General features: G+C 64.8%; 25 protein-coding genes. 17 read left to right on the top strand and 8 right to left on the bottom strand.

The genetic code is table 11. From position 1 onward, the window contains the following. Positions 1-200 precede the first annotated feature (200 nt). The 8 genes from B5G02_RS08535 to B5G02_RS10165 form a co-directional block, all read right to left on the bottom strand. Positions 201-2,420, bottom strand: a complete 2,220-nt coding sequence (locus B5G02_RS08535; protein WP_094335903.1) for a zinc ribbon domain-containing protein — start codon at positions 2,418-2,420, stop codon at positions 201-203. A 34-nt stretch (positions 2,421-2,454) separates the two neighbouring features. Beyond that, a complete protein-coding gene (locus B5G02_RS08530; protein WP_094335902.1) occupies positions 2,455-2,772 on the bottom strand; it encodes a hypothetical protein in 318 nt (105 codons plus the stop codon). A gap of 21 nt (positions 2,773-2,793) precedes the next feature. Beyond that, positions 2,794-3,174 carry a hypothetical protein gene (locus B5G02_RS08525; RefSeq protein ID WP_094335901.1) on the bottom strand — a complete coding sequence of 127 codons (381 nt, stop codon included), beginning with the start codon at positions 3,172-3,174 and terminating at the stop codon, positions 2,794-2,796. Positions 3,175-3,228: 54 nt separating this feature from the next. After that, positions 3,229-4,416, bottom strand: a complete 1,188-nt coding sequence (locus tag B5G02_RS08520; RefSeq protein WP_094335900.1) for a hypothetical protein — start codon at positions 4,414-4,416, stop codon at positions 3,229-3,231. A gap of 11 nt (positions 4,417-4,427) precedes the next feature. Next, positions 4,428-6,278, bottom strand: a complete 1,851-nt coding sequence (locus B5G02_RS08515) for a zinc ribbon domain-containing protein (RefSeq protein ID WP_094335899.1) — start codon at positions 6,276-6,278, stop codon at positions 4,428-4,430. 44 nt (positions 6,279-6,322) lie between these two features. Continuing rightward, entirely contained in the window at positions 6,323-6,895 is a 573-nt protein-coding gene (locus B5G02_RS08510) for a zinc ribbon domain-containing protein (RefSeq protein ID WP_026089079.1), read from the bottom strand. A 73-nt stretch (positions 6,896-6,968) separates the two neighbouring features. Further along, on the bottom strand, positions 6,969-7,367 hold the full coding sequence (locus tag B5G02_RS08505) for a hypothetical protein (RefSeq protein WP_019240068.1): 399 nt from the start codon (positions 7,365-7,367) through the stop codon (positions 6,969-6,971). A gap of 50 nt (positions 7,368-7,417) precedes the next feature. Beyond that, complete coding sequence (locus B5G02_RS10165; protein ID WP_094335898.1) at positions 7,418-8,134, bottom strand: zinc ribbon domain-containing protein; 717 nt, start codon at positions 8,132-8,134, stop codon at positions 7,418-7,420. 649 nt (positions 8,135-8,783) lie between these two features. Here B5G02_RS10165 and prfA point away from each other — a divergent pair. The 17 genes from prfA to upp all read left to right on the top strand — a co-directional run bounded on the left by prfA (position 8,784) and on the right by upp (position 25,866). Beyond that, entirely contained in the window at positions 8,784-9,851 is a 1,068-nt protein-coding gene (gene prfA / locus B5G02_RS08495) for a peptide chain release factor 1 (protein WP_094335897.1), read from the top strand. A 379-nt stretch (positions 9,852-10,230) separates the two neighbouring features. Continuing rightward, positions 10,231-11,343 (top strand): ATP-binding protein, encoded by a 1,113-nt coding sequence (locus B5G02_RS08490; protein ID WP_019240065.1) that lies wholly within the window; start codon positions 10,231-10,233, stop codon positions 11,341-11,343. A gap of 320 nt (positions 11,344-11,663) precedes the next feature. After that, positions 11,664-12,089, top strand: coding sequence for a PTS sugar transporter subunit IIA (locus B5G02_RS08485; protein WP_019240064.1), 426 nt, complete (start codon positions 11,664-11,666; stop codon positions 12,087-12,089). Between the two features lie 59 nt (positions 12,090-12,148). Then, entirely contained in the window at positions 12,149-12,610 is a 462-nt protein-coding gene (locus B5G02_RS08480) for a PTS sugar transporter subunit IIB (protein WP_019240063.1), read from the top strand. Positions 12,611-12,646: 36 nt separating this feature from the next. After that, positions 12,647-13,507 (top strand): class II fructose-bisphosphate aldolase, encoded by an 861-nt coding sequence (locus B5G02_RS08475; protein WP_026089078.1) that lies wholly within the window; start codon positions 12,647-12,649, stop codon positions 13,505-13,507. 24 nt (positions 13,508-13,531) lie between these two features. Continuing rightward, positions 13,532-14,362 carry a sugar phosphate isomerase/epimerase family protein gene (locus tag B5G02_RS08470; RefSeq protein WP_094335896.1) on the top strand — a complete coding sequence of 277 codons (831 nt, stop codon included), beginning with the start codon at positions 13,532-13,534 and terminating at the stop codon, positions 14,360-14,362. Then, positions 14,362-15,132, top strand: coding sequence for a PTS mannose/fructose/sorbose/N-acetylgalactosamine transporter subunit IIC (locus B5G02_RS08465; protein WP_094335895.1), 771 nt, complete (start codon positions 14,362-14,364; stop codon positions 15,130-15,132). The genes B5G02_RS08470 and B5G02_RS08465 overlap by 1 nt, the downstream gene beginning before the upstream one ends. Continuing rightward, entirely contained in the window at positions 15,122-15,961 is an 840-nt protein-coding gene (locus tag B5G02_RS08460) for a PTS system mannose/fructose/sorbose family transporter subunit IID (RefSeq protein ID WP_019240059.1), read from the top strand. The genes B5G02_RS08465 and B5G02_RS08460 overlap by 11 nt, the downstream gene beginning before the upstream one ends. 18 nt (positions 15,962-15,979) lie before the next feature. Then, positions 15,980-17,179 (top strand): hypothetical protein, encoded by a 1,200-nt coding sequence (locus B5G02_RS08455; protein ID WP_019240058.1) that lies wholly within the window; start codon positions 15,980-15,982, stop codon positions 17,177-17,179. Between the two features lie 46 nt (positions 17,180-17,225). Continuing rightward, a complete protein-coding gene (locus tag B5G02_RS08450) occupies positions 17,226-18,269 on the top strand; it encodes a zinc-dependent alcohol dehydrogenase (RefSeq protein WP_019240057.1) in 1,044 nt (347 codons plus the stop codon). A 3-nt stretch (positions 18,270-18,272) separates the two neighbouring features. Then, positions 18,273-19,247 carry an aldo/keto reductase gene (locus B5G02_RS08445; RefSeq protein WP_019240056.1) on the top strand — a complete coding sequence of 325 codons (975 nt, stop codon included), beginning with the start codon at positions 18,273-18,275 and terminating at the stop codon, positions 19,245-19,247. A gap of 264 nt (positions 19,248-19,511) precedes the next feature. Further along, on the top strand, positions 19,512-20,231 hold the full coding sequence (locus tag B5G02_RS08440) for a GntR family transcriptional regulator (protein ID WP_019240055.1): 720 nt from the start codon (positions 19,512-19,514) through the stop codon (positions 20,229-20,231). A gap of 469 nt (positions 20,232-20,700) precedes the next feature. Next, positions 20,701-21,870, top strand: a complete 1,170-nt coding sequence (locus B5G02_RS08435; RefSeq protein ID WP_094335894.1) for a N5-glutamine methyltransferase family protein — start codon at positions 20,701-20,703, stop codon at positions 21,868-21,870. 339 nt (positions 21,871-22,209) lie between these two features. Further along, entirely contained in the window at positions 22,210-22,950 is a 741-nt protein-coding gene (locus B5G02_RS08430; protein WP_019240053.1) for an L-threonylcarbamoyladenylate synthase, read from the top strand. A gap of 13 nt (positions 22,951-22,963) precedes the next feature. Further along, positions 22,964-24,505, top strand: a complete 1,542-nt coding sequence (gene glpK / locus B5G02_RS08425; protein WP_019247005.1) for a glycerol kinase GlpK — start codon at positions 22,964-22,966, stop codon at positions 24,503-24,505. A gap of 208 nt (positions 24,506-24,713) precedes the next feature. Then, entirely contained in the window at positions 24,714-25,157 is a 444-nt protein-coding gene (gene rpiB / locus B5G02_RS08420) for a ribose 5-phosphate isomerase B (RefSeq protein WP_019240051.1), read from the top strand. A 61-nt stretch (positions 25,158-25,218) separates the two neighbouring features. Next, a complete protein-coding gene (upp, locus tag B5G02_RS08415) occupies positions 25,219-25,866 on the top strand; it encodes a uracil phosphoribosyltransferase (RefSeq protein ID WP_094335893.1) in 648 nt (215 codons plus the stop codon). The last annotated feature ends 34 nt before the right edge of the window (positions 25,867-25,900 follow it).

The raw sequence follows: 25,900 nt of genomic DNA, 5'->3' as shown, positions 1-25,900 counted from the left end.
TTTTTCAGGGCTTAGAGCGCCGTCTACTCGGGGGTTCCAAAATCCCACACAGACTCGAGGCTCGAACTTTCTGAGTCGCGGGCGAGAGGCGCGAAAAGTGCGTGCCGCTGTCGTCGCCCGCGCGTTCGCCTGCGTGAAAACGAAGCGCCCGCGCCGGGGAGAGACGCGGGCGCCGATGTAGAGGGGTCGATGTTCGGCGGTTACTGGGCTACCTGCGTGCCGCAGTTGGTGCAGAAGCGGGCGCCCGGGGTGATCGGTGAGCCGCAGGCATAGCAGAACTTCGGTGCAGGCTGCGGTGCGGCTGCGGTCGTCGGTGCCGCCGCAGGCTGCGGTGCAGGTGCCTGCTGCGGCACCGCCGTCTGTTCCGGCGTGGGCATCTCCACAGGTTCGGGTGCCTGCACCTCGCCCGATTGCGCATCAGCACCCGCGTCGTTCCCACGTTCCACCTCGGTAAACATATCGAGGTACGGCGGGTCGAGCTCCTCGCCCAGCGCGTCGCGGAAATCGCCGCAAAGCGCGACCGCGCGCTCCAGGCTCCACGGCTCGGCGGGCTCGTCCGAGTCCACGGGCGCCACGGCGAACAGGGTCTGCGCGAAGCTGGTCGCAAGGAGTGCGAAGTCATCGAGGAACAGCTCGTCTTCCGCGGTGGGCGCGTCATCTGTGTTGTAGATGATGTCAAACGTCACGGTGGCGGTGTCCTCGTGGAGCAGGGCGCGTATGCAGCAAGTGTGGTGGCCGGAGCTGTCATGCAGCTTGACCTCCACCACGCGGATGCCATACTCGTCGGTCTCGTCGCTGCGCTCGGCGCGCACGGCCAGCCCGTCCTCCGCGAACAGCTGAAGCGACTCATCGTCGGCCATATTCAAAATGGCTTGGGCATATACATCAAGGAGGTGCGGGACGAACACCTCGAGCACCGTGTTCGGGAGATGCGAATTCACGAATGAGATGCACGAGACCCGGCCGCCCAAGCCATCCAGGGCGTCTATCACGGCATCCCGCACGTCGAAGAACGCGTCGATGATGGCATCGTTGTCGTAGTCAAGCGTTGTGAGCTGCTCGACGGCAAAGCAATCATCCGCGCGCGTGATGACCAGGTAGACGGCGCTGCGCCTCTGCTCGGGCAGGCGCACGCGTATCACGCGGCTTTCGAACTCCGTGCCATACAGGCTGTCGGTGTTGATGATCTCGGCGCTGATGTCCGTCTGGTAGCGCTTCGACATCACCTCCTCGACGGCCGCACCGATCGACACGGTGAGCTCCGACATGGGCACGTACCCGCGCCCCAGCGAGGTGCTGATGCGCACGAGGCCGGTCGAGGTGAACGCCGGCGCGCACAGCATGGCGCCGCCCGTCGAGCGCCGCGCGCCCGCGATCCGGGCAGCTACGGAGCGCAAGGCGCCTTCGATGGCCGCGACCACGCGATCCGGATACTCCTCATCGGCGGCACGGTCGCTCTCAATGAGCTTCGAGAGCGCGAACAGGCGCACCCGCCCCTCCACGACTGCCGCGACACCGCCCACGACGAACGTCTGCCAATCGGAGCGGAACACGTCGCTATAGAGGTGAAAGTACATGCCGTTGATGGCGAACGGCCCGCCGAAGAGGCAGTGCATCCGGCTCGTGAGCCCGCGCGGCTCCCATGTCCGCTCCATCATGCTTTCGAACGTATCCACGGCGTCGCACAGGCTATCGCTCGCGGGTAGCAGCCAGCTCTCGGCGCGGTAGCCGTTTGGCAGGCTCGCTTCCGCTTCGAGCGCGGGCGCGTCTCCGGACTGAACGTCGTAGCGCGTGAACGGGAATTGCGGGGAGGGGAGGAACCATGCGTCCCAGAAAACGTTTTGTCGCAGGGGCATCTGCGAGATGGGCGGCACGTCCTCGTTATCCAGCCGGCAGACGCTCTCCTCGCCCACGAACTGCCCCGCGACGGCTTCGTACACGTTGCCATACCAAGCGTTGGAATGCGAGCGCTCCTCGGTCCAGATGGCCTGCGCGTGGGCCACGATGCCATCCGTGAGCCGGGCGGCGTCCGCCTGGATGTCCGGCAGCACGCCGGGGTCGTCCAACAGGCTCGCGAGGTCGACGAAGCCGCGGAAGCCGTCGAGATCCTTGCTCACGCCCGCGCCGATACCGAACTCCCCGTCCGCGACGTGCGCTTCGGTTGCTCCGGTGAGCGCCTCGAGCGCGTCGTCGAACCCGGGGCACGCGCGGATGTCCTCGGGAGTGTCGATGAAGCAGCGGCCGTCGGGGTCGCAGGGCACGAGCTCGAAGGCGGCGTCCGTGCAGGCGGCGGCGATGCGCTCGCCGTTCTGGATGCCCAGATGGTCGACGAGCTGGCCGGCGCAGATTTGCAGCCACAGCGCATCGGTAGACGCGAGGTTGAGCTTGAGATTAGGGCGAAGCAGCGAGACCAGAATCATACGCGCTTCCTTTCATCGACGTGTTTGATGCTTGCTACAGCCACCAGAACTTGTTGTAGAGCCACCAGAGGATGGCGATGACCACGATGATGGGGATGACGATCACGAGCGCCAGCCCGATCCCGACCGCCTGGGAGATTTGCTGCGCGAGCTCGGGCGCGACGTTCGCGATGATGAGCAGGGTGACGAACACCGCGATGATCTTGCCCGCGGTGGTGTGCACGACGAAGCCGAAGAGTTCGGAAAGCAGCGTCGCCACGACGGCGAATATGGTTCCGAATAGGCTGCCCGCGCGGTCGAGGAACCTATCGACCGATGAGACGACCTTGCGTCCGTTGGACATGTCCTCCATGGAGCACGCTCCCTTCTGCGCTTAGTTGCTGCGATGGTAGGTATTGCCGTAGGGATCGGAGATGCTGTCGCCGGTGAGGGACACCGTGAAGACGATGCTGTCGCCGTCGGAGAAGCTCATTACGACGTTGCCGAAGTCAGACGTCCAGGTGGTCTCTTCGCGATACCCGACCTGACCCGTGCTCGTCTCTGAGGTCTCGACAAGCGCTGTGCCGTCATCATTGAAGGTGTAGGTGTAGGTGATGTAATCGTTGTCCTTTCCTGGCGCGCTCCACGAGCCCACGATGTCGGGGTGGGGGCTGAAGCATCCGCTCAGCATGACGACGAGCAGGCAGGCGGCGATCCCTGCCGCGGCGCGCGCGAGGATGCTGTGCACGAGGGACGTACCCTGGTGATTTGTCATGGTGGTACTCCTTTCATGGGGTGGTGAGGTGTCGAGGGTGCGGGGCGGGTGCGCTTACTGCGTCGCGCCGCAGCCGGAGCACTTGTAACCGGTCGTCACGGTCTCCCAGTGGCCGACTTCATCGTGGTGGACGGTGCCGGTCTGGACGTATTCGTACTCGGTCTTCGAGTAGTAGTGCGTGAAGTGGTCTTCGTCGTCGTAGCGATGCGCCAACAGGTGATCTTTCATCCAGTTGCTGGCATCGGTCGCATTGTCGAACGTGGCGCTCGCACCGCAACCGCCGGCCGAACCATCTTCTTTGTAGTAGCGGCACTCGGCGATGTACTTGGTCACGGCCCGCGTCTCGTACACCGGCTCGTCCCAGGCCGCCTCGTCGACGACCCACTGCTGCTCGGTCTGCGCCACCCAGGCGTGCTGGTGCGCGGGCTTGCTGGCAGAGGAGGAGCCGCCGGAGCTAGAGCTGCTGGAGCTGCCGCCGCTCGGTTTGGACGAGGAGCCGCTGTTGCCGGAGGAGCTGCCGGAGCCACCGTTGCCACTGGTCGAGGGCTTGGTCGGCTCGTCCTTCACCGCGTCGGACGCCTCGTCGCCCGCCTGCTCGACCTTGTCCTTGTCCACGTTGGGGGCGTTCTGCGCGTTGCCCGTGGCGGTGTCGACCACGTCCTTGCCCGCGTCGCCGGAGAGCGTCTCGTCGCCCTTCTCGACGGCGTCGGCGAGGTCTCCCAGGATGCCGTCGATGTCGTCCTGCGTCACGTCCTCGGCGGGCACCTGCTCGAAGCTGCCGTCAACGTCGAGGGCCGGCTGCTCGCCCGCCGCGTCGTCGCTCTCCCCGTCGGCCTCGCCGATGACGACGGTCGCCGGTTCATCGGGCGTGCGGTAGATGCTGCCGTCCGCGTTGATGGCGCTGATGTAGCCCACCTCGTAGCCGCCGGCGGGCAGCTCCACCTGGGCGCTCGCTTCGTCGTCTGCGCTCACGGCGTGGTAGAAGTCCACGTCCGCGGTCGCCTCATCGAGGCCGACAAAGTGCACGACGAAGGGTGAGCTGTCCTTGCTCCAGCCCGGCGCGTCGATGGTGATGGATGCCAGGACGGTCTTGGCCTCGGTTACAGTCGCGTCGTCCGTTTCCACCGCGGGCTGCTGTCCGAAGCACCCGCTCAGCACGACGACGAGTAGGCACGTGGCGATACCCGTCGCGATGCGGGAAAGGATGCGTTTGAGAGATGAGGTGCGTGCTGGTGTGTGCATGAGTCCTCCTCTTAGCGATACTTAATGCCGTCGTAGTATTGCTTGCGAGAGCGTTCAGCGTTGTAGGTGGCATTACTGGCATCTTCTGCGGCTTGAGACGCAGCGATTTGAGCCTGCGCGGCGCGCGCAGCCGCATCGGCCTGCCGCTGCGCTTGCCATTCGACTTCTCGACGACTTGCCTCTGCCGCCTCGAAGTTCTTCTGAGCAATCTTCGTCTGGAGCTGCTGCTCTCGCGTCTGCTTCGCCTGCTCTTGCGTTTGCTTGATGGCCTCCTCCTGCTGCACCTTGCTCGCCTGCGCGATGGCAGCGGATTGCGCTTCGTCCGCGCGCTCGCTGTGAAGCATCATGTAGCGCGGGGGATCATGTCGCTTGAGCTGATCCATCCAGTCGTCGTCGATAGCCTGCTCGAACCCGTCGATAGGCCATTGCTTCCCGATGGCAGCGACCACGGGCTCGATGGCACGGTTGAGCGCATCGAGCGCCTGCACAAAGGTGTTGGTGAGCGACGTGAAGGCCACGCGCTCGTCGGGGTCGACGCTCTGCTTCGCCTGCTCGAGTGCCTTCCGCGCGGCGTTCCTGCGCTCCTCCGCCGCGTCCATCGCGGCTTTCGGCTGGACGAGGGCTTGCTGACGCTCGGCTTGCAGCTGCGCGTTCCATGCGATGATGGCGGCATTTTGCGCGTTGAGGTCCGCGGTGCGCTTGCGCTCGACCCCGCGCTCCATAACGATGCTCGCGACGAAGAACCCGATGGCGCCGATGATGCCGATGAGCCGCACGATGGGCAGCGCCATGATGATAATGGCGACGTGCAGGAACAGCCAGCAGATGAGCGAGAGCGCGAGCGTCAGGATGACGAGCCACAGGAAGAGCTTCGCATAGCGCCTGAACGACGCACTCATGGGGAGGGCGTAGCTCGGCTCGATGTTCTGCTTGGTGTTGAGGCGGACTTTCTCGTCGTAAGCGACCGCCGTGTCCAGATAGCTCTGCTTCGCCTGGTCATATGCGGCCGCCGCCGCATCGTAGTCGGCCTGCGCCCGGTCGAGAACGCTTTGGTCGAAGGTACCCCACATGCGCACGGCGAGCGCCCGGGCGTCATCGACGAAGGTCGGCACGCCATAGTCGAGCCACGCGGAGACGTCCTTGATGACCGTGCGGTCGGCGTCGAGGCGCTCCTTGATGTTCGCGCGGTAGCGCGTCACGGTCTCGAGCTCGTTGAACGGCACGACGTCGCTGTGATACGTGCCGTCGCGCCCCATCTGGTCGATGATGGCGCCGGCGTATTGCACCGCGTCCATATCGTCGCGGGCCGCCTTCTTGACGTGCTCTCGAATGCTCACGGCGAGGCTGTTGACCCGCTGCGACACCTCGGCGATGTCCTTCTCGCACATCTTCCGGGCGTGCTTGGGCGCGCTCGCCGGCAGGTGCGCGCTCGCTTCGCGCTCCTTATCCGAGAAGGGAGAAGCGTAGGGCGCGATCTCGATTGCGGTGCTCGCGGCGACGATGCCTGCGGGCGCCGCCGTGCTGCGGGCGATGGCGCCCGTGCTCGTCTCGCTTTGCATCGCATAGTGCCGAGGGCTGTCGTGCTCCACGCCGGCCGCGGCGCGGGCCGCGTCGATGCGCGCCTCGGCGGCGTTGGCGACCGCCTGGGCGGCGCGCCTCACCGCGTCGGCTTGCTGCGCTGCCAGATTCGCCGCTTGGCTCGCGGCGGCCGGTTGCGCTGCGGCGGGCTGTTGGCGCGCGGCTGGTGCCGGTCGCGCAGGCTGGCTCGCTGCCGGCGCCGCGACGCCTACGGGCGACCCGCATTGCTCGCAGAACCTCGCGCCGGGCTTGAGCGGCGCCCCGCATGTCGTGCAAAAACTCATCTGGACTCCTTCCCTAGAAATCGTCCTATTTGGCTGAGGTCGCGCTACCGGCGCTGTAGTCCGTCCTTAGCGCTCGCCACGATGACCCCGATGACCCCGATTGCGGCGAGCGCCATGCCAGCGAGGAAGAGGATGGTGGCGATGACGGTGAAGATGGAAGCCTCCGGGGCGCCGTAGCTCACCAGGATGAACAGGTACGCCATGCAGGCGATGAACAGACCGAACCCCCAGTATGCCGTCGCGGCGGAGATGTGCTTGAGGTTCTCCCCCGTGGCGAGAATCACCTTGATGTCCGCGAGCGTGCCCGCCGCTGCCTGGGACATCTGCGAGGTCGCGGGCGCGGCCTGGGGCGTAACGGGTGCCGGCGTGGGTGCCGGCGCGGAGTAGCTTGCGGGAGCGGGGGCAGCCACCGGGTTGGTGTATGCGGCGGGCGTGGGTGCGGGGGTAGGCGCGGGAGCAGCCGGCGCGGGCGTCGGCGCCGCAGCGGGAGCGGGCGCAGGCGTGGGCGTGGGCGCCGGAGCCGTAGCGGGCGCGGCGCTCTGGGCGACGGGCTGGCCGCAGGAGGTGCAGAACTTGGCGCCATCTACGAGCTGGGCGCCGCAGGATGTGCAGAACATGGTGATTCCTTTCGATGTCGGGATGGGCGAGGGGTTCAGGCGGTCGGCGTCGTTGCATGCCGCCATGGTGTTTCTACTGGAAGGAGAGAAAGAGCCCGATGAAGCAGAGCACGAAGCTGATGAGGTAGAGCAGGACGGGGTGCCGTTTCCCGAAGAGCAGCCCGTACCCGATGCGCTCGGCCTTGGGGAAGAGCTTCCCGCCGTCGGGGCGCTTGCATTGGGCGAGCTGCCCCATCCCCTCGCTCATGAGGCGCAGCGCGCAGCGCAGGATGACGAGCACGAGGATCGATACAAGCGCTGCGGTGCCCGCTGCGGCGATTGCCTCGAAGATGGTGCTCCCGTGGTACCACACGAGCGCCCAAACCCCGAGCGCGGCGAGCGTTCCGAGCGCGGTGAATTCCTCGACCACATGGACCTGCGTTTTGCCGTTCACACGTTCGACCTCGAGCCGCTTGTTCGACAGGAGCCCCATATCCGTTCCTTTCTCTTATATATGTGTTCGATGGGATGGTCGTTGCGTTGCTAACCGATGCGGTTGCCGCAGTTGGAGCAGAATTTCGCTCCGGGCGAGAGCGGCGAGCCGCAGTTGCTGCAGAATTTGGGTGTGGGGTGCGTGGATGCAGACTGGGGCGCGGCGGATGCGGGCGTTGCCGCAGGGGCTGACGCCGGTGCGGCCTGCTTCGGGCGCGGCATGCCGGGGTGCGCAGGATCCTCCCAGTTGCGCGGCACGTAGCGCTTGCCCGTGCGCCGCTCGTACGTGGGCACGACGATGGATTCGAAGAGATTGCCGAACTGTTCCTTCACTCCACGGACAGACCCCGTCCATCCGTCGATGAAACGAGGAAGCACCCTATCCTGCATGAACCGTTCAGCCAAGTCATTCACGTCGCGCCAGACGTTTGGCTGGTTTTGGCAGGACGCCTCCATGCCGTCGGGAAGAGTGTCGATGCCGTATTTGGTATGCAGGAAATGACAGACGACCGAACGCTGTAGCCTAGCGACGTACGCCTCGAAACCGGGTTCCTCGTAGGGATTCTCTGAGGCACCAACGAGCATGACACCCTTGTTGGCTACGGGGAGCCGTCCGTATGTATCCGCGTCCACCATGTCGGCAATGCGCGTCGCGTTATTGAACCCGAGACGATACATGAGCGCCCAGCAACAACCGTTTTCCCACACGTTGTCCGTATAGTCGGTATCGACCGTAACCCCTGAGTTCAGTAAATGGATAATCGCCATAGCCAGCCTCCCATATCAGTACGCGAGCATTCGCAGGAGCTTGTCGCCCCTCCTCTGCGGTACAGCTACGAGTATAGAAGTTTCAGCAACCCCTATTATGGGTTTTGAAAGAGTTAGAAAATTTTGTCGCGTAAAATTACCCCAGGGGTTTTTCTACATAACAAGCCGAATGTAAAAACACCCCAGGGGTTTTTCTACATGCCCCGGCTGCGCCTGGCGGGATTCTCTATATCACTCAATATCATCTGAGCGTCGCGGGAGCATCTTGCTGTTCCCACGCATGCCGTTGACCTGCGGGTTCTTCGAACCTCGTTCGTCTCGTCCTTTGAATTCTCTATATCATCTGTATATCAGCTGTGTATCAAAACGCATCGTGGTGCGCGCCGCGGCGTGTCGTTTCTGCAGGCTGCGCGGCCGTGCCTTGCCCTTTTCCCAGCTCTGGGTATGATAGGAACCCGAAGACAAGCCGCATGTAAAATAACCCCTGGGGTAAATTTACATACGTGAAAGGGAAGCTGCGCATGTACCTGCGGTTCGACATGTTCTAGCTGGGCTGATTGCCCGCGCCGTCGCTTCGTGCCGCGGCGCCCTCGCCCCGTCATCGCCGAACCCTCCGCGCCCCCGGGCGCCCGAACGCAAAGGAACCATCATGCGCGACAAGCTCGAGAAACTCATCGCCGCCTACGAGGAGCTCGAACGGAAGCTCCTCGACCCCTCCGTCCTCGCCGACCAGAAGGAATACACCCGCCTCGCCAAGGAGCACGCCAAGCAGGCCGAGCTCGTGGCCAAGGCGCGCGAGTACCTCACGGCGCTCGACGACATCGACGCCGCGAAGGAGATGCTGCACGAGACCTCCGACGCGGACGAGAAGGCCATGCTCCAGGAGGACCTCGCCGCGAACGAGGAGAAGCTCCCGCAGCTCGAGGAAGACATCAAGTTCATGCTCATCCCGGGCGACCCGAACGACGAGAAGAACACCATCGTGGAGATCCGCTCCGCTGCCGGCGGCGATGAGGCGGCCATCTTCGCGGGCGATCTCTTCAAGATGTACCAGCGTTTCTGCGAGAGCCACAAGTGGAAGGTCGAGGTGCTCGACGCGAGCCCCAGCGACGCCGGCGGCTTCAAGAGCATCGAGTTCAAGGTCACGGGCGACAAGGTGTACTCCGTCATGAAGTACGAGAGTGGCGTCCACCGCGTGCAGCGCGTGCCTAAGACCGAGAGCCAGGGGCGCATCCAGACCTCGACGGCCACCGTGGCGGTGCTGCCCGAGGCGGACGAGATCGACATCCAGATCGATCCCGGCGACCTGCGCATCGACACGTACTGCGCGAGCGGCCCCGGCGGCCAGTGCGTTAACACCACGTACTCGGCCGTGCGCATCACGCACTTGCCCACGAATACCGTGGTGCAGAGCCAGGAGCAGCGCTCGCAGATCCAGAACCGCGAGGTGTGCATGCAGATGCTGCGCGCCCGCCTGTACGAGATGGAGCTGCAGAAGCAGCAGGCCGAGCTGGGCGCGGAGCGCCAGAGCCAGATCGGCCACGGCAACCGCTCGGAGAAGATCCGCACGTACAACCAGCCGCAGGATCGCGTGACCGACCACCGCATCGGGTTCAACTCCACGTACAACAACGTGCTGCTGGGCGATGGCCTGGGCGCCGTGATCGATGCCCTCGCCGCCGCCGACCGCGCGGAGAAGCTGGCGGAGGCTGTGTAAGCAGGCGAGAGCCGGCGTTGGTGCATTGGGAGCACCGATGTGCGCGGGGCACTTCGGGTCGCATAAGGCGCCCGGGGTGCCCCGCTTTGCGTTTGGCGTGCGCGGGGCGCGAGCGCGTCCCGGTGCCGCTCGCTTCGCGCACAAAGTTGGCAACTTTGTTTACGAAGCGCTGTTCAGAGCGCCCTTCGCGTGTAAAGTTGTCAACTCTGTTCATGAAGGTCCGCGCGGGCGGTTCACATACGGCGGCGCCTGCATGCCGACTACAGTCCATCCTCATTGACAAATAGGAAAAAAAGGAAAAAATAGGAAAAAAAGGAAAACAGCAGCTCGATTATGGTCGAATAGAGCAGATACCGCCAAACTTCGAAGGGGGTTCATCGTGGAGCAACCTATCTTTTCCCCAGCGTTTGGCAACCGACCCTCATACCTCGTCGGACGCGAGGATGTGCTCAGCGAGATGCTTTCCGGCTTGGCGACCGAGCCGGGGAATCGTCGACGGTCGACGGTCCTGCTCGGCCAACGAGGAAGCGGCAAGACCGTGCTGCTCCTGGAACTTGCCGAGCGGGCTTCGAAGCAGGGTGTCGTTGTCGCAACACCGACCATTGCTACGGAGGGCATGCTCGAACGCGTTGTTGAGAAGATTCAGGATGCGGGTCAGCGATACGTGGGCGAGCCGAGGTCGACCCGCGTGTCGGGCGGGAGCATCGGCGCGTTCGGATTCTCTGCAGGTCTGGAATTCAGTCGCGACGTGCAGGAAACGAAGAGCGCGGCATTTCGTCTTACGCAGCTGGCGCGGACGCTTACCGCGCGCGGTCACGGCATCTTAATTCTTATCGATGAGCTGCAGGCAAATTCACCCGATGTGCGGAGCCTTGTCGCGGTGTATCAGGAGCTCATCGGCGAGCGCCTCGACGTCTCGCTTGTGTTGGCAGGGCTGCCGGGCGCGGTGTCTGCGACGCTCAACGACCGCGTGCTCACCTTCTTGAACCGCGCGGACCGCGTGCGGCTTGAGCCGCTCCGGGATTCCGAGGTCATTGCGTTTTTGGATCGTGCGTTCTCGACGCTCAACATCGTCATAAGCAAAGACCAGCTCGATTGTCTGGCACGTGAGATTAAAGGTTCACCGTATCTGCTCCAGCTCGTGGGATACAACATTTCGCAGCGGCTCCCGCACGGCGGCATCGCGACAGATGATTTGCTCGCAGTATGTTGCTCTGTCGCGCGAGATGATTTTGAGCGCGACGTATGCATGACGACGCTCCTGGCCTTATCCGAGCGCGATGTCGACTTTCTCGTCGCTATGTCCCGAGACGATGGGCGCTCGAAGATGAGTGACATCGCGGAGCGCCTGGATGTGAAGGCAGATTATGCGCAGAAGTATCGAAAGCGCCTCATCGATGCAGGCGTGATCGAGCCTGCTGGTCGCGGGTTCGTGCGCTTCGACGTTCCGTACCTGCAGGATTATTTGAAGCGAGAATACGCCGACCTGTAACAGAGGGCGGAGTAAGAGTGAGCTTCCGGCCATATCGCCCACCGCAACCAAACAGCTTCCGATGGGGCATCCGCTTGGGTGCCCCTATTTTTACGCCAAGGTTCGAGAGTCCTCCCCGCGCGTCGCACCGCTTCACAGGTGAACGACGGCGGCACCTCCCCCAATCCACTCGCATAACCACTCACGGCGCCATACAGACCGTTCGCATAAATTATAGACATATAGAACGTAATAGACGTATATTACTTTTACGAACACGGAGGGCACTGCGTGCTTTTGCACCGTGAGTTTGGCATCAACTGGCGGGAAGGGGGTGTGACATGGAGAAGCGCATCGTCGTCGCGACGCACGGTAGATTCTCGGAGGGCATCCTCACTTCGATGAAGATGATCTTCGGCGACCAGACCCCCATCGAATGCATCACGGCATATGTGGATAGCGACACGGACTATCAGGAGCTATTTCGCCGGACAGTCGCCGAGAACGACTACGCCACCACGGAGCTCATCGTACTTACCGATGTGCTCGGCGGCTCTGTGAACAACGAGTTCACCAAACTGCTCGGCGAGTATCCATTTCACTTGGTATGCGGCCTCAACCTCGCTCTTCTGCTCGAGGTCGCGGTGTGCCCCGCGGACACCGTCTCGGAGCAGCTGCCGAGCATCGTCGAGCGAGCGCGCGACGGCATCGCTTTGGTGAACGGCCTCGTCGGGAGCACGGCGGAGGCGGACGCCAACGAGTTTTAACGCATGGCTTCGCGCGGAAGCGACCCCTTCGCGCGGGGCAATCCAGAAAGGACAACGACGTGATCAAGCTCTTCCGCATCGACCACCGGTTGCTGCACGGGCAGGTCGGATTCTCGTGGGTGCGCTCCATCGGAGCCGACTGCATCCTCATCGCCGATGACGACTCCGCGACCGATAGCCTCAAGATGGCGACGCTGCGCTTGGCGAAGCCGCAGGGCATCAAGCTCGTCGTCAAGACCGTCGAGGACAGCATCAAGGCCATCAAGAGCGGCGTGACCGACAAGTACAAGCTCTTTATCGTCACGGGCAGCGTTGCCGACGCCAAACGCATCTGCGACGCGATACCGGAAATCACGAGCATCAACCTCGGCGGCATCAAGAAGCGCGAGGGTGCGCGCCAGGTGAGCCAGGCGATCTTCCTCCTTCCCGAAGAGGAGGACATGCTGCACGAGCTCGGGGCACGCGGCATCGAGCTCGAGATTCGCCAGGTGCCCACGGAGACGAAGACCATCTACGCCTAACCATATTCGATTCAAAGGAGAAGAGAGGGTCCAGCCATGCTTACACCTATGCATGAACTTCTGCAAGACGCCAAGAAGGGTCACTATGGCATTCCGGCGCCGAACGTTTTCAGCCGTTTCACCATGGAAGCCTGCCTGCAGGCCGCCGATGAGCTCGATGCCCCGGTGATCCTGGGATGCCCCGGCGTTTTCGGCATCGAGGAGATGGGCGAGCTCGCGCGCTTCTACGAGCGCCGCTATCCGAAGGTCCCGTTCGCGCTCAACCTCGATCACGGCGGCCCCTTCGAGCACATCATCCGCGCCATCCGCGCCGGGTTCAGCTCGGTCATGGTCGACCGCTCCACGCTTCCCTACGAGCAGAACGTCGCCGAGTCGAAGGAGATCGTGAAGATCGCCCATGCCGTCGGCGTGTCGGTCGAAGCGGAGCTTGGCCATGTCGGCCAGGGCAATGAGTACGAGGAGACCCGCGACGCCGGCCTCACGCATCCGGAAGAGGCGGCTTCGTTCGTCGAGGAGACGGGCGTCGACTGTCTCGCGGTCGCCGTCGGCACGAGCCACGGGGCCTACAAGGGCACGCCGCACCTTGAGTACGACCTGCTTTCCACCATCGCCCAGAGCGTGGACGTGCCGCTCGTGCTTCACGGCGGCTCCGGCACCGGTGATGACCTCATCGCGAAGGCGATCGAGTGCGGCATCCAGAAGGTGAACCTCTGGACCGACCTGTCGCAGGCGTCGAACATGGCGGTCAAGGCGACCATCGAGTCCGACTACGCGCCGGATGTCGATCCCAACAAGAAGAAGATCAACGCCTGCCAGTACGACGAGATCGGCGCTGCGGCCTATAAGGAAGCGCTCATGCACTACATGAACGTCTTCGGCTGCACCGGCAAGGCGTAGGCAACGTGACAGGCAAGGGTTCCCATGCGCTTTCTGCCCACCAACCAGATTTGGCGCTATTGGAGCTTCGAGCGCTTTCTGACCGATGTGGCCTCGCTCGATATCCGCGACGTCGACCTTTGGCTCTGCAACCAGCACGTCAACATCGATGCGCACGCCGTATACAACGCGTCCGAAGTCGCCCGGCTCGTGAGCCGGTACGGCGTGCGCATCCGGACGCTCACGCCCGAGCAGAGCAATCCCAAGGCGTACAACATCGCCTCATCCGATAGCCAGGTGCAGCGGCTTACCGAGGGCTATTACCGCCAGATCGTGTCGCTCGCTGCCCGGTTAGGCGCCCGGCGCATCTCGGTCAACGCTGGATGGCGCCTGCTCGACGACGACCCGTCGCGGGCTTGGGATGCGCTCTGCACCATGCTGCGCGCCATCTGCCACATGGCGGCAGAGGAGGGGATCGAGGTCTGCGTGGAACCCTTGTCGCGAACCCAGTATCGGCTCGTGATGGATGCAGACGGCCTATCTCGATTGCTTGGGGAGGTGAATGAGAAGAACCTGCGCGCCACGCTCGATACCGGAACGATCGCCCGCAACGGCGACAGCCTCTCCGCCCACCTGCGGGAGGTTGGGGAGCGTGTCGGGTACGTGCACTTGACGAACCTCGACCCGCATGTGTTCGCGCACCTGGGATGGGGAGACTCCCGGGGCGTGCTTGAGCCGGGCGCGGTGCTGCAGGAGCTCGAGGCGCATGGCTACGAGGGGGACTGTGCGCTCGAGATGACCGCATCTGCCTATTACGATCGCCCGCGCGAGGTGCTCGCGCGTTCGATAGAAACACTGAAGGGATGTGAACGGTAATGCTTATTCCCGCATTGCTCACCGGCCTGGTGGTCGGCCTGTGCAAGATGGACTACTTCTTCGGCTACTGCATGCTCAACCGCCCCATAGTCGAGGGCGCGCTTGTGGGCCTCGTGCTCGGTGACGTGGCCACCGGCGCCATCATCGGCGCCTCGCTCGAGATCGTGTTCCTGGGCTCGTTCCCCATCGGCGCGGCGGTCTCGCCCGACGGCGGCACCGCAGCCGGCGTCTCGACCGCGCTCGCAGTGATCACCGGAGCCGGCACCGGTATCGGCACCACGTTCGCCGTGCCGCTCGCGCTCATCGGCGGCTTCGCCTACGTGCTCTGCAAGTTCATCAACGCCTTCTTCGGCGAGGCTATGAAGGCGCAGCTTCTGAACGACAACGACCGCGCCGCCCGCGCCATCTTCTGGGTGGGCGCCTGGGTGAGCCAGTTCGGCCTGTACTTCCTCATCGGCTTCCTGTCCATCTACTTCGGCAGCGGCGCCATGGAGGCAGCGGTCAACTCCATCCCCACGAACATCATCAACGCCCTGAACTCCGCCGGCAACCTGCTGCCCGCCGTGGGCTTCGGCCTCCTGCTCACCATGATCATGGACAAGAAGGTAGCCGCGTGGTTCTTCATCGGCTTCATCCTCACCGCGTACCTGGGCATGCCCACCATCGCCGTGACGCTGCTCGCGACCGCGGCCGTGGTGCTCATCGTATTCGCCCGCGAGGACAAGCCCGCGCTCTCGACTGCTGCAGAGGAGGACGACAATGAGTTCTAACGTCAAGCAGGGAGGCCTGCTGAGCAGCAAGGACCTGCTCACCGTGTTCAGCCGCGGCATCCACCTGAACGGTATGAACGACTACCCGGCTCAGATGCACAGCGGCTACACCTATGCCATGATCCCCGCGCTCAAGAAGATCTACAAGGACGATAAAGAGAAGCGCGTCGATGCGTATCGCCGTCACATGACCGAGTACTTCAACGTGACCCCGTACGTCTCCGGTCTGCCCATGGGCGTGACGCTTGCGCTCGAGGAGCAGAATGCCCAGAGCGACGATTTCGACACGAACGCGGTGACCGGCGTCAAGACCGCCCTCATGGGACCGCTCTCGGCTATCGGCGACACCGTCTTCCACTCGACCCTGCGCGTCATCGCCGTCTCGGTGTCCATCGACCTGTGCATGCAGGGCAGCATCGCCGGCGCCGTGCTCTTCTTCCTCATCTTCAACATCCCCCAGCTCATCACCCGCTGGTGGACGCTCAAGATGGGCTACAGCATGGGCACGCGCTTCCTCGAGGACGCTGCCTCCACGGGCATCATGGACAAGATCTCATATGCCGCGAGCGTCATCGGCCTCGCCGCCATCGGTGCCATGACCGCCACGAACGTGGCGCTTACCACGCCCATCACCTTCGGTGGCGCGGGCGGCACCGATCCCACGGCGCTCCAGGGCCTTCTCGACACCGTCATGCCGAAGATGCTGCCGCTCCTGCTGGTGCTGGCCTGTTATTGGCTGCTCGGTAAGAAGAAGGTCAACGTGGTCGTGCTGCTCATCGGCCTTATCGTCGTGGGCGTCGCGCTCGCCCTGTGCGGCATCATCGGGTAACGGGGAGGACGATTCGTTATGGGACGTGACATCGCGATTCTCGGTGCGGGCAAAATCGGGCGCGGCGTCGTCGGTTTGCTCTTCGCCCGCGAGGGCTACCGGCTCCATCTCTACGACCTCTATATGGAGGGCATGCGCCAGCTTGAGGCGCAGGGCTACTACGACGTTCGCGTGACCGATGGCAACGCGGTGGACGAGACGACGCGCGTCGATGCCTTCGACATCGTGGACAGCTCGACCGACGAGCCGATCGTCGAGGCGCTCGAGCACATCGACGTGGCCGCGTGCTGCGTATACGAAGGTGCGTTTGAGGGCATTGCCCGGGTGATCGCCGAGGCGGTGCGCCGGCGTGCGGCCGCGGGCTGCGACCGGCCGCTCAACGTGCTGCTGTGCGTGAACGCCCTCGGAGCCCCGGCCAAGGTGCGCGGGTTCATCGAGGAGGGGCTCAGCCCGGCCGAGCGCTCCTATGCCGCTGAGCATCTGGGCGTATGCCAGGTCATGGTGCTCGCTGCCGGAGTGCCCAGCGCCGCTGGCGCGAACCCCTGGCAGGTCGTAGTCTCGGCCAACCCGGGGCTCGAGATCGATGCGGACGCTTGGATGGGGCCGCGCCTCGACGTGGCGCATGTGTCTTACGTGCACGGCGCCGAGGGGCACATCTATCGCAAGGTGTACTGCGGAAACATGCTGCACGCCATGGCGGCGTTCATGGGGGCGCACGCGGGCTTGTCCTACATCTGCGACTGCTACCACGATTCGTGGATCCGCTCGTGCATCACAGGTGCTTTCGACGAGGCGCATGCAGCGGTGACGCGCACCTACGCGTTTGATGCGTCGGAGGATGCGGAGTGGGTCGCGTTCATCATGGCGAAGCTCGATGCCGGCGTGCAGGACCCCGTCGGCCGCGTCATGGCGGGCGCAGAGGAGAAGCTCTCGCGCGGCAACCGCTTCGTCGGGCCTGCCCTGATGTGCCTGCAACAGGGCATCGTGCCCTTCTACCTGGCGCGCGGCATCGCATACGGCCTGATGTACCTGGCGGGGGAGCGCGGGGTCGACCCCGCTGACACCGCGTGCCTCCGGGGGCTCATGCACGAGGTGTGCGGGCTCGAGGTGGATAACGCGGGCGAGAAGCCGCTGGGCGACGTCGCGGCCGCCTCTGATGCGGTGCTCGTCCAGCTCATCGAGAAGCAGGTGCGCGACATCCTGGCTGCAGCAGCCTGATTCGTGTCGACCTGGGGCGTTTATCAAGATTGTGAGAGAGGAAACCATGAAGGTAAAGACAGCGGTTCTGCGCGCAGCTGGAAAGGCCGAGGTCATCGACCGCGAGCTGCCCGAGCTCGCCTCCCACGAGGTGCTCGTCAAGGTCGCGGCGGACAATATCTGCACGTCGGAGTACGGCGCGTTCAACGGTTCGCGCAACCGCCCCACGCCGCTCGTGTTCGGCCATGAGTGGGCGGGCACGGTCGAGGCCGTCGGTTCGGAGGTCTCGAGCGTCGCGGTTGGCGATTACGTTGCGAGCGGTTATTACTACGACCCCTACACGCTCCCGAGCCGTGAGGGCCGCACGAGCGAGTGCCCGCACCTCATGAGCGCCGACCATCCGAACGACGATGGCTTCTTCGGCAACGCGGGCTGCGCCGAGTACGTGGTCTCGAGCGAGGTCGCGTGCTACAAGATCGATGACGGCATCGACCCCTCCGTGGCCGCGCTGCTTGAGCCGCTCGGCACGTGCTGCGCCGGCTTCCGTCGTTTCGGTTGCGACTTCGGTGACACCGTGGTGGTCATCGGCGCGGGAACCATGGGCATCCTGAACGCGCTCGTGGCGAAGGCCCATGGTTGCCGCGTGCTCATCACCGAGATGATGCCCAAGAAGCTCGAGGCTGCGCGTCGCCTGGGCCTCGAGGCCATCGATGTTTCCGCCGTCGACCCCGTCGAGAAGGTCAAGGAGCTCACGGGCGGGCGCGGTGCGGACGGCGTGATCGTGGCCGTGGCGGCGGCGAGCGCCTACGCCCAGGCCATCGACATGCTCAAGGAGAAGCGCGGCCGCCTGCTCATCTTTGCCGCCGGTTACCCGGCGCCGAAGTGGGAGCTCGATCCGAACACCGTGCATTACCGCCGCATGGTGATCGTGGGCACCTACGGCGCCGACTACGTCGACTTCAAGGAAGCCGCGAACCTCATCAACATGCGCGCCGCAAACTTCGAGGAGCTCGTCGAGGAGAAGATCCCGCTCGACCAGATCCAGCATGCTTTCGAGCGCGCTTGCGAGCCCGGCATGTTCCGTATCAGCGTCATCTGCAACGAGGAGTAGCACATGCGTTACAAGACCATGAAGAAGTCCGGGGTGGATATCTCGGCAATCACGGTGGGTACCTGGGCAATCGGCGGGGCGAACTCCCTCGGCGCGAGCTATGGCGAGGTCGATGACGCCGAGTCCATCCGCGCCATCCAGGCGATGATCGATGGAGGCGTGAACCTCATCGATACCGCGCCCATCTATGGTTCCGGCCATTCCGAGGAGGTCGTGGGGAAGGCCATCAAGGGCTACGACCGCGACAAGATCGTGCTCGCCACCAAGTACGGTTCCTACATCGAGGACGGCAAGGGCGTCCATAAGAGCACGCCCGCCTCGATCGAGCGCGAGTTCGCCGACTCCGTGCGCCGTCTGGGCACCGACTACTTCGACATCTACCTCATGCATTGGCCGGATGACTTCGGCACGCCCATCAAGGAGACGATGGAGTACGTGCAGAAGCTCAAGGAGCAGGGCAAGGTGCGCATGCTCGGCCTGTGCAACGTCGACATCGACTACATCGCCCAGGCCTCCGAGTACGCCGACATCGACATCGTGCAGCTGCCGTTCTCCATGGTGAACCAGGCCGACCTGCACCAGCTTCAGTGGTGCGAGGAGCATGACATCGATGTCATGACCTGGGGTTCGCTTGGCTCGGGCATCCTTACCGGCTCCATTCGCGAGAAGCCCAACTTCGCCGAGAACGACTTCCGCAACACCTTCTATCCGTTCTATCGCGAGCCCCTGTTCTCGAAGATCCAGGAGTTCCTGAAGACCATGGATGCGGTGTCCGAGAAGTACGGCAAGCCGCTCGCGCAGATCGCCATCAACTGGAGCACCCAGAAGAGCTTCGTGACGACCGCCCTCACCGGCGTGCGCAACGTGCGCGAGGCCGAGGAGAACTGCGCCACGTTCTCTTGGGAGCTCGCGCAGGATGATATCGACCTGCTCGATAGCGAACTCGAGCGCCTCGGTATCACGGAGGCCACGTCCTAATCGGCGTGCGGGGAACAGAACGTCGTGCGCCGCGAGGGCAGCAGAGCCTCCGCCGTGCAGACGACCGAGGGCGAGCTGGTGCTGAGCCGGCTCGCCCTTTCATACAACTGTATGTGTGACGTGCGGTTTTGGTGCCGATGGGGTAAAAGGTTATAGACGTTTGCCAGCCAATAGGTTATAGATGTATTAACGGCGATGACACCATGATCCGGATGTATCCGCCAGATCATGCATCGCTCGAAGGTATGGATCAAGGAGCGCATCGTGCCCTCGAAAGAGCAGCCGCTGTATCAGCGCATCTACGAAGATATCAAGACGGCCATCAACGATGGGGTCTATCCTCCCGAAAGCAAGATTCCCACCGAGACGGAGCTTTCCGAGACGTACTCCGTAAGCCGTATCACCGTGCGCCGCGCTATCGAGGACCTCAGCAACGATGGGTACCTTATCAAGCGCCGCGGGCTGGGGACGTTTGTTTGCGCACCACGCATGAGGAGAAACGTGCTGCGCGGCAAGGCTCCGAAGAGCTTCACTGAGATTTGCCGCGAGGAGGGGCACGTTTCGAGTGCTCGCCTGATCAAAAAGGAGATCGTTCCGCCGCGAGCCGATGAGCGCGAGTTTTTCGGCCTCGATGCAAGCGAGTTGCTTGTGCACATCCAGCGCGTCCGCATGGCAGACGGCCTTCCCATCTTCGAGGAAAACCTCTTCTTGCCGTATCGGGATACCAAGGAATTGTTTTCCATGGACTTGAAGGACGGTTCGATCTACGAGGCACTCGATACGCTGTATGGACGCAGGCCGGTCAAGCAGGATCATATGACAGTCCAGGCGATCGGGGCGTCTGCGGCGAAGGCGAGCGCGCTGCAGATTTCCGTGGGCGAGCCGCTGCTGCATACGACTACGTATGCGCTCGATCAATTCGGCGAGCCCATCTACATCGGTCGCCAATATTATGTGGGATCGCGGTACATGCTCGATCTGTAGCGGCCAGAAACGGCGCAGGCGCGAGCGCGTCCCGGTGCCGCCCGCTTCGAGCACAAAGTTGACAACTCTGTTTACGAAGCGCTGTTCAGAACGCCCTTCGCGTGTAAAGTTGACAACTTTGTTTATGAAGGCGCGCGGGCGGTTCGCATGCGGCGACGTTCGCGACGAGGTGAGCGCGGCGCTCACTATCGCGTGCCGGCATCGACATCTAGAGATATTGTGGCGAATAGCTGCCGAAAAGAACCACTGGTATCTGAATTTGCGCGCGATGGCCGGGGTGCGAGCTGGGCATGCGTTCCGCCTGCCAGATTCGCGACAAGGATCTGGCAAGGTTTGTGCCAGAAACGCTTGGATTTCGGTCGGATGCATGCGATAGGGTATGCGCATCGGGCGATGGCAGCGCGCGACGGCGTGGTGCGCCCGCGCGTTACGGTAGAATCGGCGGGACGTGAGGGGCGGGGGAGATAGCATGGCTGACGAGATGCAGAAACCTTGGACGATCGGTCGGTGCCTCGAATGGACGACCGAGTTTTTCGAGCGCCGCGGGGTGCAACAGCCGCGCATCTCGGCCGAGTGGTTGCTCTGCAGCGCCGCCGGCCTTGAGCGGATCGACTTGTTCACCAAGCGCGACCTTCCGCTCGAGCAGCACGAGCTCGACGCCATGCACCAGGGCATCAAGCGCCGCGCGCTGGGCGAGCCGCTCCAATACATCACGGGCGAGACGGCGTTCCGCAGGCTGAGCATCATGTGCGCGCCGGGCGTGCTCATCCCGCGCCCGGAAACCGAGCTGCTCGTGGATTACGTGCTGGAATACCTCGATCGCAACGTGACCGGGTGGCAGAAGCCCCGGCGCAAGCGCGTCGCCCTGCCGTGGAACGCGGAGGTCGAGGCGACCCGCCAGGCCGAGGCCGCCGCGCGCGCTGCCGCTGCGACTGCGGAGGCGGGCGACGGCACGGAGGCGGCGGACACCGCGGGGGAGGTTTCAGCGGAAGCCCCGGTGCAATCCGTGCAGGACGAAAGCGCGAACACCCCGATGCCCGCCGTGCAGGATGCATCGGGCGCCGCGCCCGACGCCGCGCCCGCCGAAGCCCACGCGTCCACGCCCGAAGTGCGTCCCGCTCGTGTGCTCGAGGTGGGCTGCGGCACGGGCTGCATCTCGCTCGCCTTCGCGACGGAGCGCCCCGGCTGCGTGAGCTGCGTGGCGACCGACATCAGCGACGAGGCGGTCGACCTTGCCGAGCGCAACCGCTCCCAGCTCGGCGTCTCGCCCGAGGCGGTGGATATACGCCGCGGCGACCTCACCGCACCCGTCCGCACCGAGGAGCGCTTCTCATTTGATGTGCTCGTCTCGAACCCTCCGTACATCCCGTCCTCGGTGATGGAGGCGATTCCGCGCGAGGTGCGGGACTACGAGCCCGAGCTCGCGCTCGACGGCGGCCGTGACGGGCTCGACGTGTTCCGGCGCCTGGTTTCCGCGGCCCCGTACATGCTCAAGGAAAACGGCCTGCTCGCCTGCGAGCTCTTCGAGGATTCGCTCGAGGAGGCGGCTCGCATCTGCACCGATGCGGGCATGCACGATGTCGAGATCCTGAAGGACCTGACCGGCAGGCAGCGCTTCATCTTCGCGCACACGGGGTAGCAGGACGCCGCGGCGCCCCGCGCTCCGTGTACCCCGCGGGCAGTGAGACGGGCAGCAGCCACTCGGCATCCCCGGCGGGCGACAAGACAACTCGCAACCACCCGCGCACCTCAGTGGGCGACAGGAGGCGGGCCCCAACCACCCGCGCACCCCAATTCTGTCCCGCGCCCGTCACATTTTCGACACACGACACCCCTTTGGGCGAAATCATCACCCCGTTTGCGTTCTGGAAACGCATCTGCCCCCGCCCGCGCGTCCCGCTCGTGAGACAATGCATCGACACGATGCATCGCCTTGGGAAGGGCGCGAGAAGGTCGGGGAAAGGACGGTCGGCGGTCGATGCCGGAGATATACCGCACAGATGGGCTGGATTTTGCCGCGCACGACGCGGGGATCGACCGGGCCGCGCAGGTGCTCGCCGCGGGCGGGCTCGCTCTCATCCCCACCGAGACGGTCTACGGCCTGAGCGTTGCGGTCGAGCCCCTCATGGCATGGCAGCCGCCTGCAGGCACTGCCGCCGACGCGCAGGTGAACGGCGCGCCGCTTCCACCGCCCGATTCCGGGTACCGCCGCATCTTCTCGGTCAAGCGTCGCGAGCTCACCCAGACCGTGCCCTGGCTCGTCGCGGGTGTCGAGGACCTCGACCGCTACGGCCGGGATATCGACGACGCGACCCGCGCGCTCGCCGCCGCGTTCTGGCCGGGCGCGCTCACGCTCATCGTGCGCGCGAGCGACCGCGTGCCGCGCTTCATGCAGGCGGCGGACGGCACGGTGGCGCTGCGCTGCTCCGCCTCGCCGGTCGTCGCCGCGCTCATCCGCGCCTGCGGGTGCCCGCTCGCCACCACGAGCGCGAACACGCACGGCAACCCCGCCCCGGCATCGTTCGACGCCGTGGAGCCGGAGGTGCTCGCGGGCGTCGACGCCGCGATCGACGCGGGCGAGACCCGCTGCCGCGACGCGTCGAGCATCGTGTCCTGCGTCTCGGGCGCGGTCGTGATCGCGCGCCACGGGGCGCTTTCCGATGAAGAGATCCTGCGGGTCGCCGCCCGGGCGGGCGCGGCCGCCGTGCAGGAAGCATAGTGGTAGGTGGCATATGGCGCTCTCGCTGAAAGACCTGAAGCTCGTCGATTCGATGTACGCGTACACCAAGAGCCGCTACATCATGGCGCTCGACTGCGGCACCACGTCCGTGCGCGCGGTGATCGTCGACGAATACGGGTGCATCGTGGCGCAGGCGTCCCGCCCCGTGAAGGCCATCTACCCCCAGCCCGGCTGGGTGGAGCAAGACCCCACCGAGATCCTGGCCTCGCAGATCGCGGTCATGATGGAGGTGCAGTTCAAAAGCGGCATCCACTCCGATAGCATCGCCGCCATCGGCATCACCAACCAGCGCGAGACCACCGTCGTGTGGGATCGCGACAGCGGCCAGCCCATCTACAACGCCATCGGCTGGCAGTGCCGCCGCACCGCGCCGCACGCGGAGGCCCTCGCCCAGAACGGCTACGCGGACATGATCCGCGCCAAGACGGGCCTCATGCCGGACGCCTACTTCTCCGCGACGAAGATCGCCTGGATCCTCGACAACGTGAGCGGCGCCCGCGAGCTCGCCGAGGCCGGCCAGCTCATGTTCGGCACGATCGACACATGGCTCATCTACAACCTCACGGGCGGCATGGTGTTCGCAACGGATTACACCAACGCGAGCCGCACCATGCTCTTCAACATCCACACGCTCGACTGGGACGACGAGCTCCTCGAGCTGCTGGGCATCCCGCGCTGCATGCTGCCTGAGCCGCGCTGGAGCTCGGGCGAGTTCGGCCGCGTCTCGGGCGAGATCATGACCCACATGCCGCTCATCACCGGCGTCGCGGGCGACCAGCAGGCGTCGCTCTTCGGCCACTGCTGCTTCGAGCCCGGCGAGGCGAAGAACACCTACGGCACCGGCTGCTTCATGCTCATGAACACGGGCGACACGGTGGTGGAGTCCCAGAACGGCCTCGTGGCGACCGTCGGCATCGCGGAGGGCGGCACGGTGAGCTACGCGCTCGAGGGCTCGATCTTCCACGCCGGCTCCGTCATCCAGTGGCTGCGCGACAAGCTGCGCATCATCTCGAGCGCCTCCGAGACGGCCGAGATCGCCCGGTCGCTGCCGGACAACGGCGGATGCTACCTCGTCCCCGCGTTCAGCGGGCTCGGCGCGCCGTGGTGGGACGCGGGCGCGGGCGGGCTCATCTACGGCCTCACGAGCGCGTCCGACCGCGCGACCATCGTGCGCGCGGCCTGCGAGTCCATGGCGTTCCAGAGCTTCGACGTGCTGCGCTCCATGGAGGCCGACGCGGGCTGCACGCTCGACAGCCTCTCGGTGGACGGCGGCGCCTCGCGCAACGACTTCATCATGCAGTTCCAGGCCGACATCCTGGGCATTCCCGTCGTGCAGACGGAGGCGGTGGAGACGACGGCACTCGGCGCGGCCTACCTCGCCGGCCTTGCCGTGGGCTACTGGGAGGATCGCGAGGAGATCCGGCAGAACCGCGACGTGGCGTGCCGCTTCGAGCCGGGGATGGATGCCGAGGAGCGCGCCCGCGAACTCGCCGGCTGGCACGACGCGGTCTCCCGCGCGCGCAGCCAGCGGTAGCCCGCCCCGCCGCGCCCCGCCCCGGCGCCCGGCGCAGCCCCAGCCGCCGCGGCGCCCGGCGTAGTTCCAGGCACCCCGCCCCGCGCCCTGCCGCCGCCCCCGAAACCATCGAAACCGCAGAAGCGGACGCACGCCAAGACGCGCTCCGAATGCTAGAGTGAAAGAAGGGCGCGGAGATGCCGCGCCAACCATCTTGGAGGGAGCAGCAATGCGCGTCGCCATCGCATCGGATCACGGCGGGTTCGACCAGAAGGGCGAGATCGCCCGCTACATGCAGGATGAGCTGGCTTGCGAGGTGACGGACCTCGGCCCCGACACGGGCGATTCCGTCGATTACCCGGACTTCGCGGCGAAGGTGGCCCATGCGGTCGCCAACGGCGAGGCGGACTACGGCGTGCTCATCTGCGGCACGGGCATCGGCATGGCGCTCTCGGCCGACAAGGTGCCGGGCGTCCGCGCCTCGTCGATCACCTCGGTGCCGTTTGCCGAGCTCTTCCGTCAGCACAACAACGGTAACGTCGTGTGCCTCTCGGGTCGCTTCGTCGACGTCGAGGACAACGAGGCCATCGTCAAGGCGTTCCTCACCACGGACTTCGAGGGCGGCCGCCACGAGCGCCGCGTCGCCAAGATCATGGAGCTCGACGAGGAGTAGCGGCCCAAAGAACGCCCGGTGCCGCCTTACCGGCACCGCTTTGAGACGAGGAGTGCCGATCATGTCCGTTTCGTTTGACCCCGAGCGCGTGACGCTCGTCGATCACCCGCTCGTACAGCACAAGCTCTCGATCCTGCGCGACAAGCGCACGGGAACCAAGCAGTTCCGCGACCTCATCGGCGAGCTCGCCCTGTTCGAGGGCTACGAGGCCACGCGCGACCTGCCGCTCGAGGACGTCCAGGTGGAGACGCCCATCTGCGCGGCACCGTGCAGGCAGCTCTCCGGCCGCAAGCTCGCCATCGTGCCCATCCTGCGCGCGGGGCTCGGCATGGTGGACGGCCTGCTCGAGCTCGTGCCCGCCGCGCGCGTGGGGCACATCGGCATGTACCGCGACGAGGAGACGCACGAGCCCCACGAGTACTACTGCAAGCTGCCGGTCGACGTGGACCAGCGCATCTGCCTGCTCGTCGACCCTATGCTCGCCACGGGCGGGTCGGCGACGGCGGCTCTCGGCTACCTGCGCAAGCAGGGCGTGCGCGACGTGCGCCTGCTCTGCATCGTGGCGGCGCCCGAGGGCATCGCCGCGGTCCAGGAGGCCGACCCGGACGTGCACATCTACACCTGCGCGATCGACGAGGGCCTGAACGACGCGGCCTACATCGTGCCCGGCCTGGGCGACGCGGGCGACCGCATCTTCGGCACGCTGTAGCATGTAAAAATACCCCTGGGGTAATTTGACATTC

The organism is [Collinsella] massiliensis (assembly GCF_002161605.1).
In the GTDB taxonomy this organism is placed as follows: Bacteria; Actinomycetota; Coriobacteriia; order Coriobacteriales; family Coriobacteriaceae; genus Enorma.
This window is presented reverse-complemented; position numbering and strand designations above follow the sequence as displayed.

Coding starts and splice junctions, on each gene's coding strand:
- B5G02_RS08505 (WP_019240068.1), bottom strand. CDS start 7,367: ATGGGGCTCCTGTCGAACAAGCGGCTCGAGGTCGAACGTGTGAACGGC.
- B5G02_RS08450 (WP_019240057.1), top strand. CDS start 17,226: ATGAAGGTAAAGACAGCGGTTCTGCGCGCAGCTGGAAAGGCCGAGGTC.
- B5G02_RS08510 (WP_026089079.1), bottom strand. CDS start 6,895: ATGTTCTGCACATCCTGCGGCGCCCAGCTCGTAGATGGCGCCAAGTTC.
- prfA (WP_094335897.1), top strand. CDS start 8,784: ATGCGCGACAAGCTCGAGAAACTCATCGCCGCCTACGAGGAGCTCGAA.
- B5G02_RS08520 (WP_094335900.1), bottom strand. CDS start 4,416: ATGCACACACCAGCACGCACCTCATCTCTCAAACGCATCCTTTCCCGC.
- B5G02_RS08465 (WP_094335895.1), top strand. CDS start 14,362: ATGCTTATTCCCGCATTGCTCACCGGCCTGGTGGTCGGCCTGTGCAAG.
- B5G02_RS08455 (WP_019240058.1), top strand. CDS start 15,980: ATGGGACGTGACATCGCGATTCTCGGTGCGGGCAAAATCGGGCGCGGC.
- B5G02_RS08445 (WP_019240056.1), top strand. CDS start 18,273: ATGCGTTACAAGACCATGAAGAAGTCCGGGGTGGATATCTCGGCAATC.
- B5G02_RS08485 (WP_019240064.1), top strand. CDS start 11,664: ATGGAGAAGCGCATCGTCGTCGCGACGCACGGTAGATTCTCGGAGGGC.
- B5G02_RS08435 (WP_094335894.1), top strand. CDS start 20,701: ATGGCTGACGAGATGCAGAAACCTTGGACGATCGGTCGGTGCCTCGAA.
- B5G02_RS08460 (WP_019240059.1), top strand. CDS start 15,122: ATGAGTTCTAACGTCAAGCAGGGAGGCCTGCTGAGCAGCAAGGACCTG.
- B5G02_RS08430 (WP_019240053.1), top strand. CDS start 22,210: ATGCCGGAGATATACCGCACAGATGGGCTGGATTTTGCCGCGCACGAC.
- B5G02_RS08515 (WP_094335899.1), bottom strand. CDS start 6,278: ATGAGTTTTTGCACGACATGCGGGGCGCCGCTCAAGCCCGGCGCGAGG.
- B5G02_RS08535 (WP_094335903.1), bottom strand. CDS start 2,420: ATGATTCTGGTCTCGCTGCTTCGCCCTAATCTCAAGCTCAACCTCGCG.
- B5G02_RS08525 (WP_094335901.1), bottom strand. CDS start 3,174: ATGACAAATCACCAGGGTACGTCCCTCGTGCACAGCATCCTCGCGCGC.
- B5G02_RS08530 (WP_094335902.1), bottom strand. CDS start 2,772: ATGGAGGACATGTCCAACGGACGCAAGGTCGTCTCATCGGTCGATAGG.
- B5G02_RS10165 (WP_094335898.1), bottom strand. CDS start 8,134: ATGGCGATTATCCATTTACTGAACTCAGGGGTTACGGTCGATACCGAC.
- B5G02_RS08470 (WP_094335896.1), top strand. CDS start 13,532: ATGCGCTTTCTGCCCACCAACCAGATTTGGCGCTATTGGAGCTTCGAG.
- rpiB (WP_019240051.1), top strand. CDS start 24,714: ATGCGCGTCGCCATCGCATCGGATCACGGCGGGTTCGACCAGAAGGGC.
- upp (WP_094335893.1), top strand. CDS start 25,219: ATGTCCGTTTCGTTTGACCCCGAGCGCGTGACGCTCGTCGATCACCCG.
- B5G02_RS08475 (WP_026089078.1), top strand. CDS start 12,647: ATGCTTACACCTATGCATGAACTTCTGCAAGACGCCAAGAAGGGTCAC.
- glpK (WP_019247005.1), top strand. CDS start 22,964: ATGGCGCTCTCGCTGAAAGACCTGAAGCTCGTCGATTCGATGTACGCG.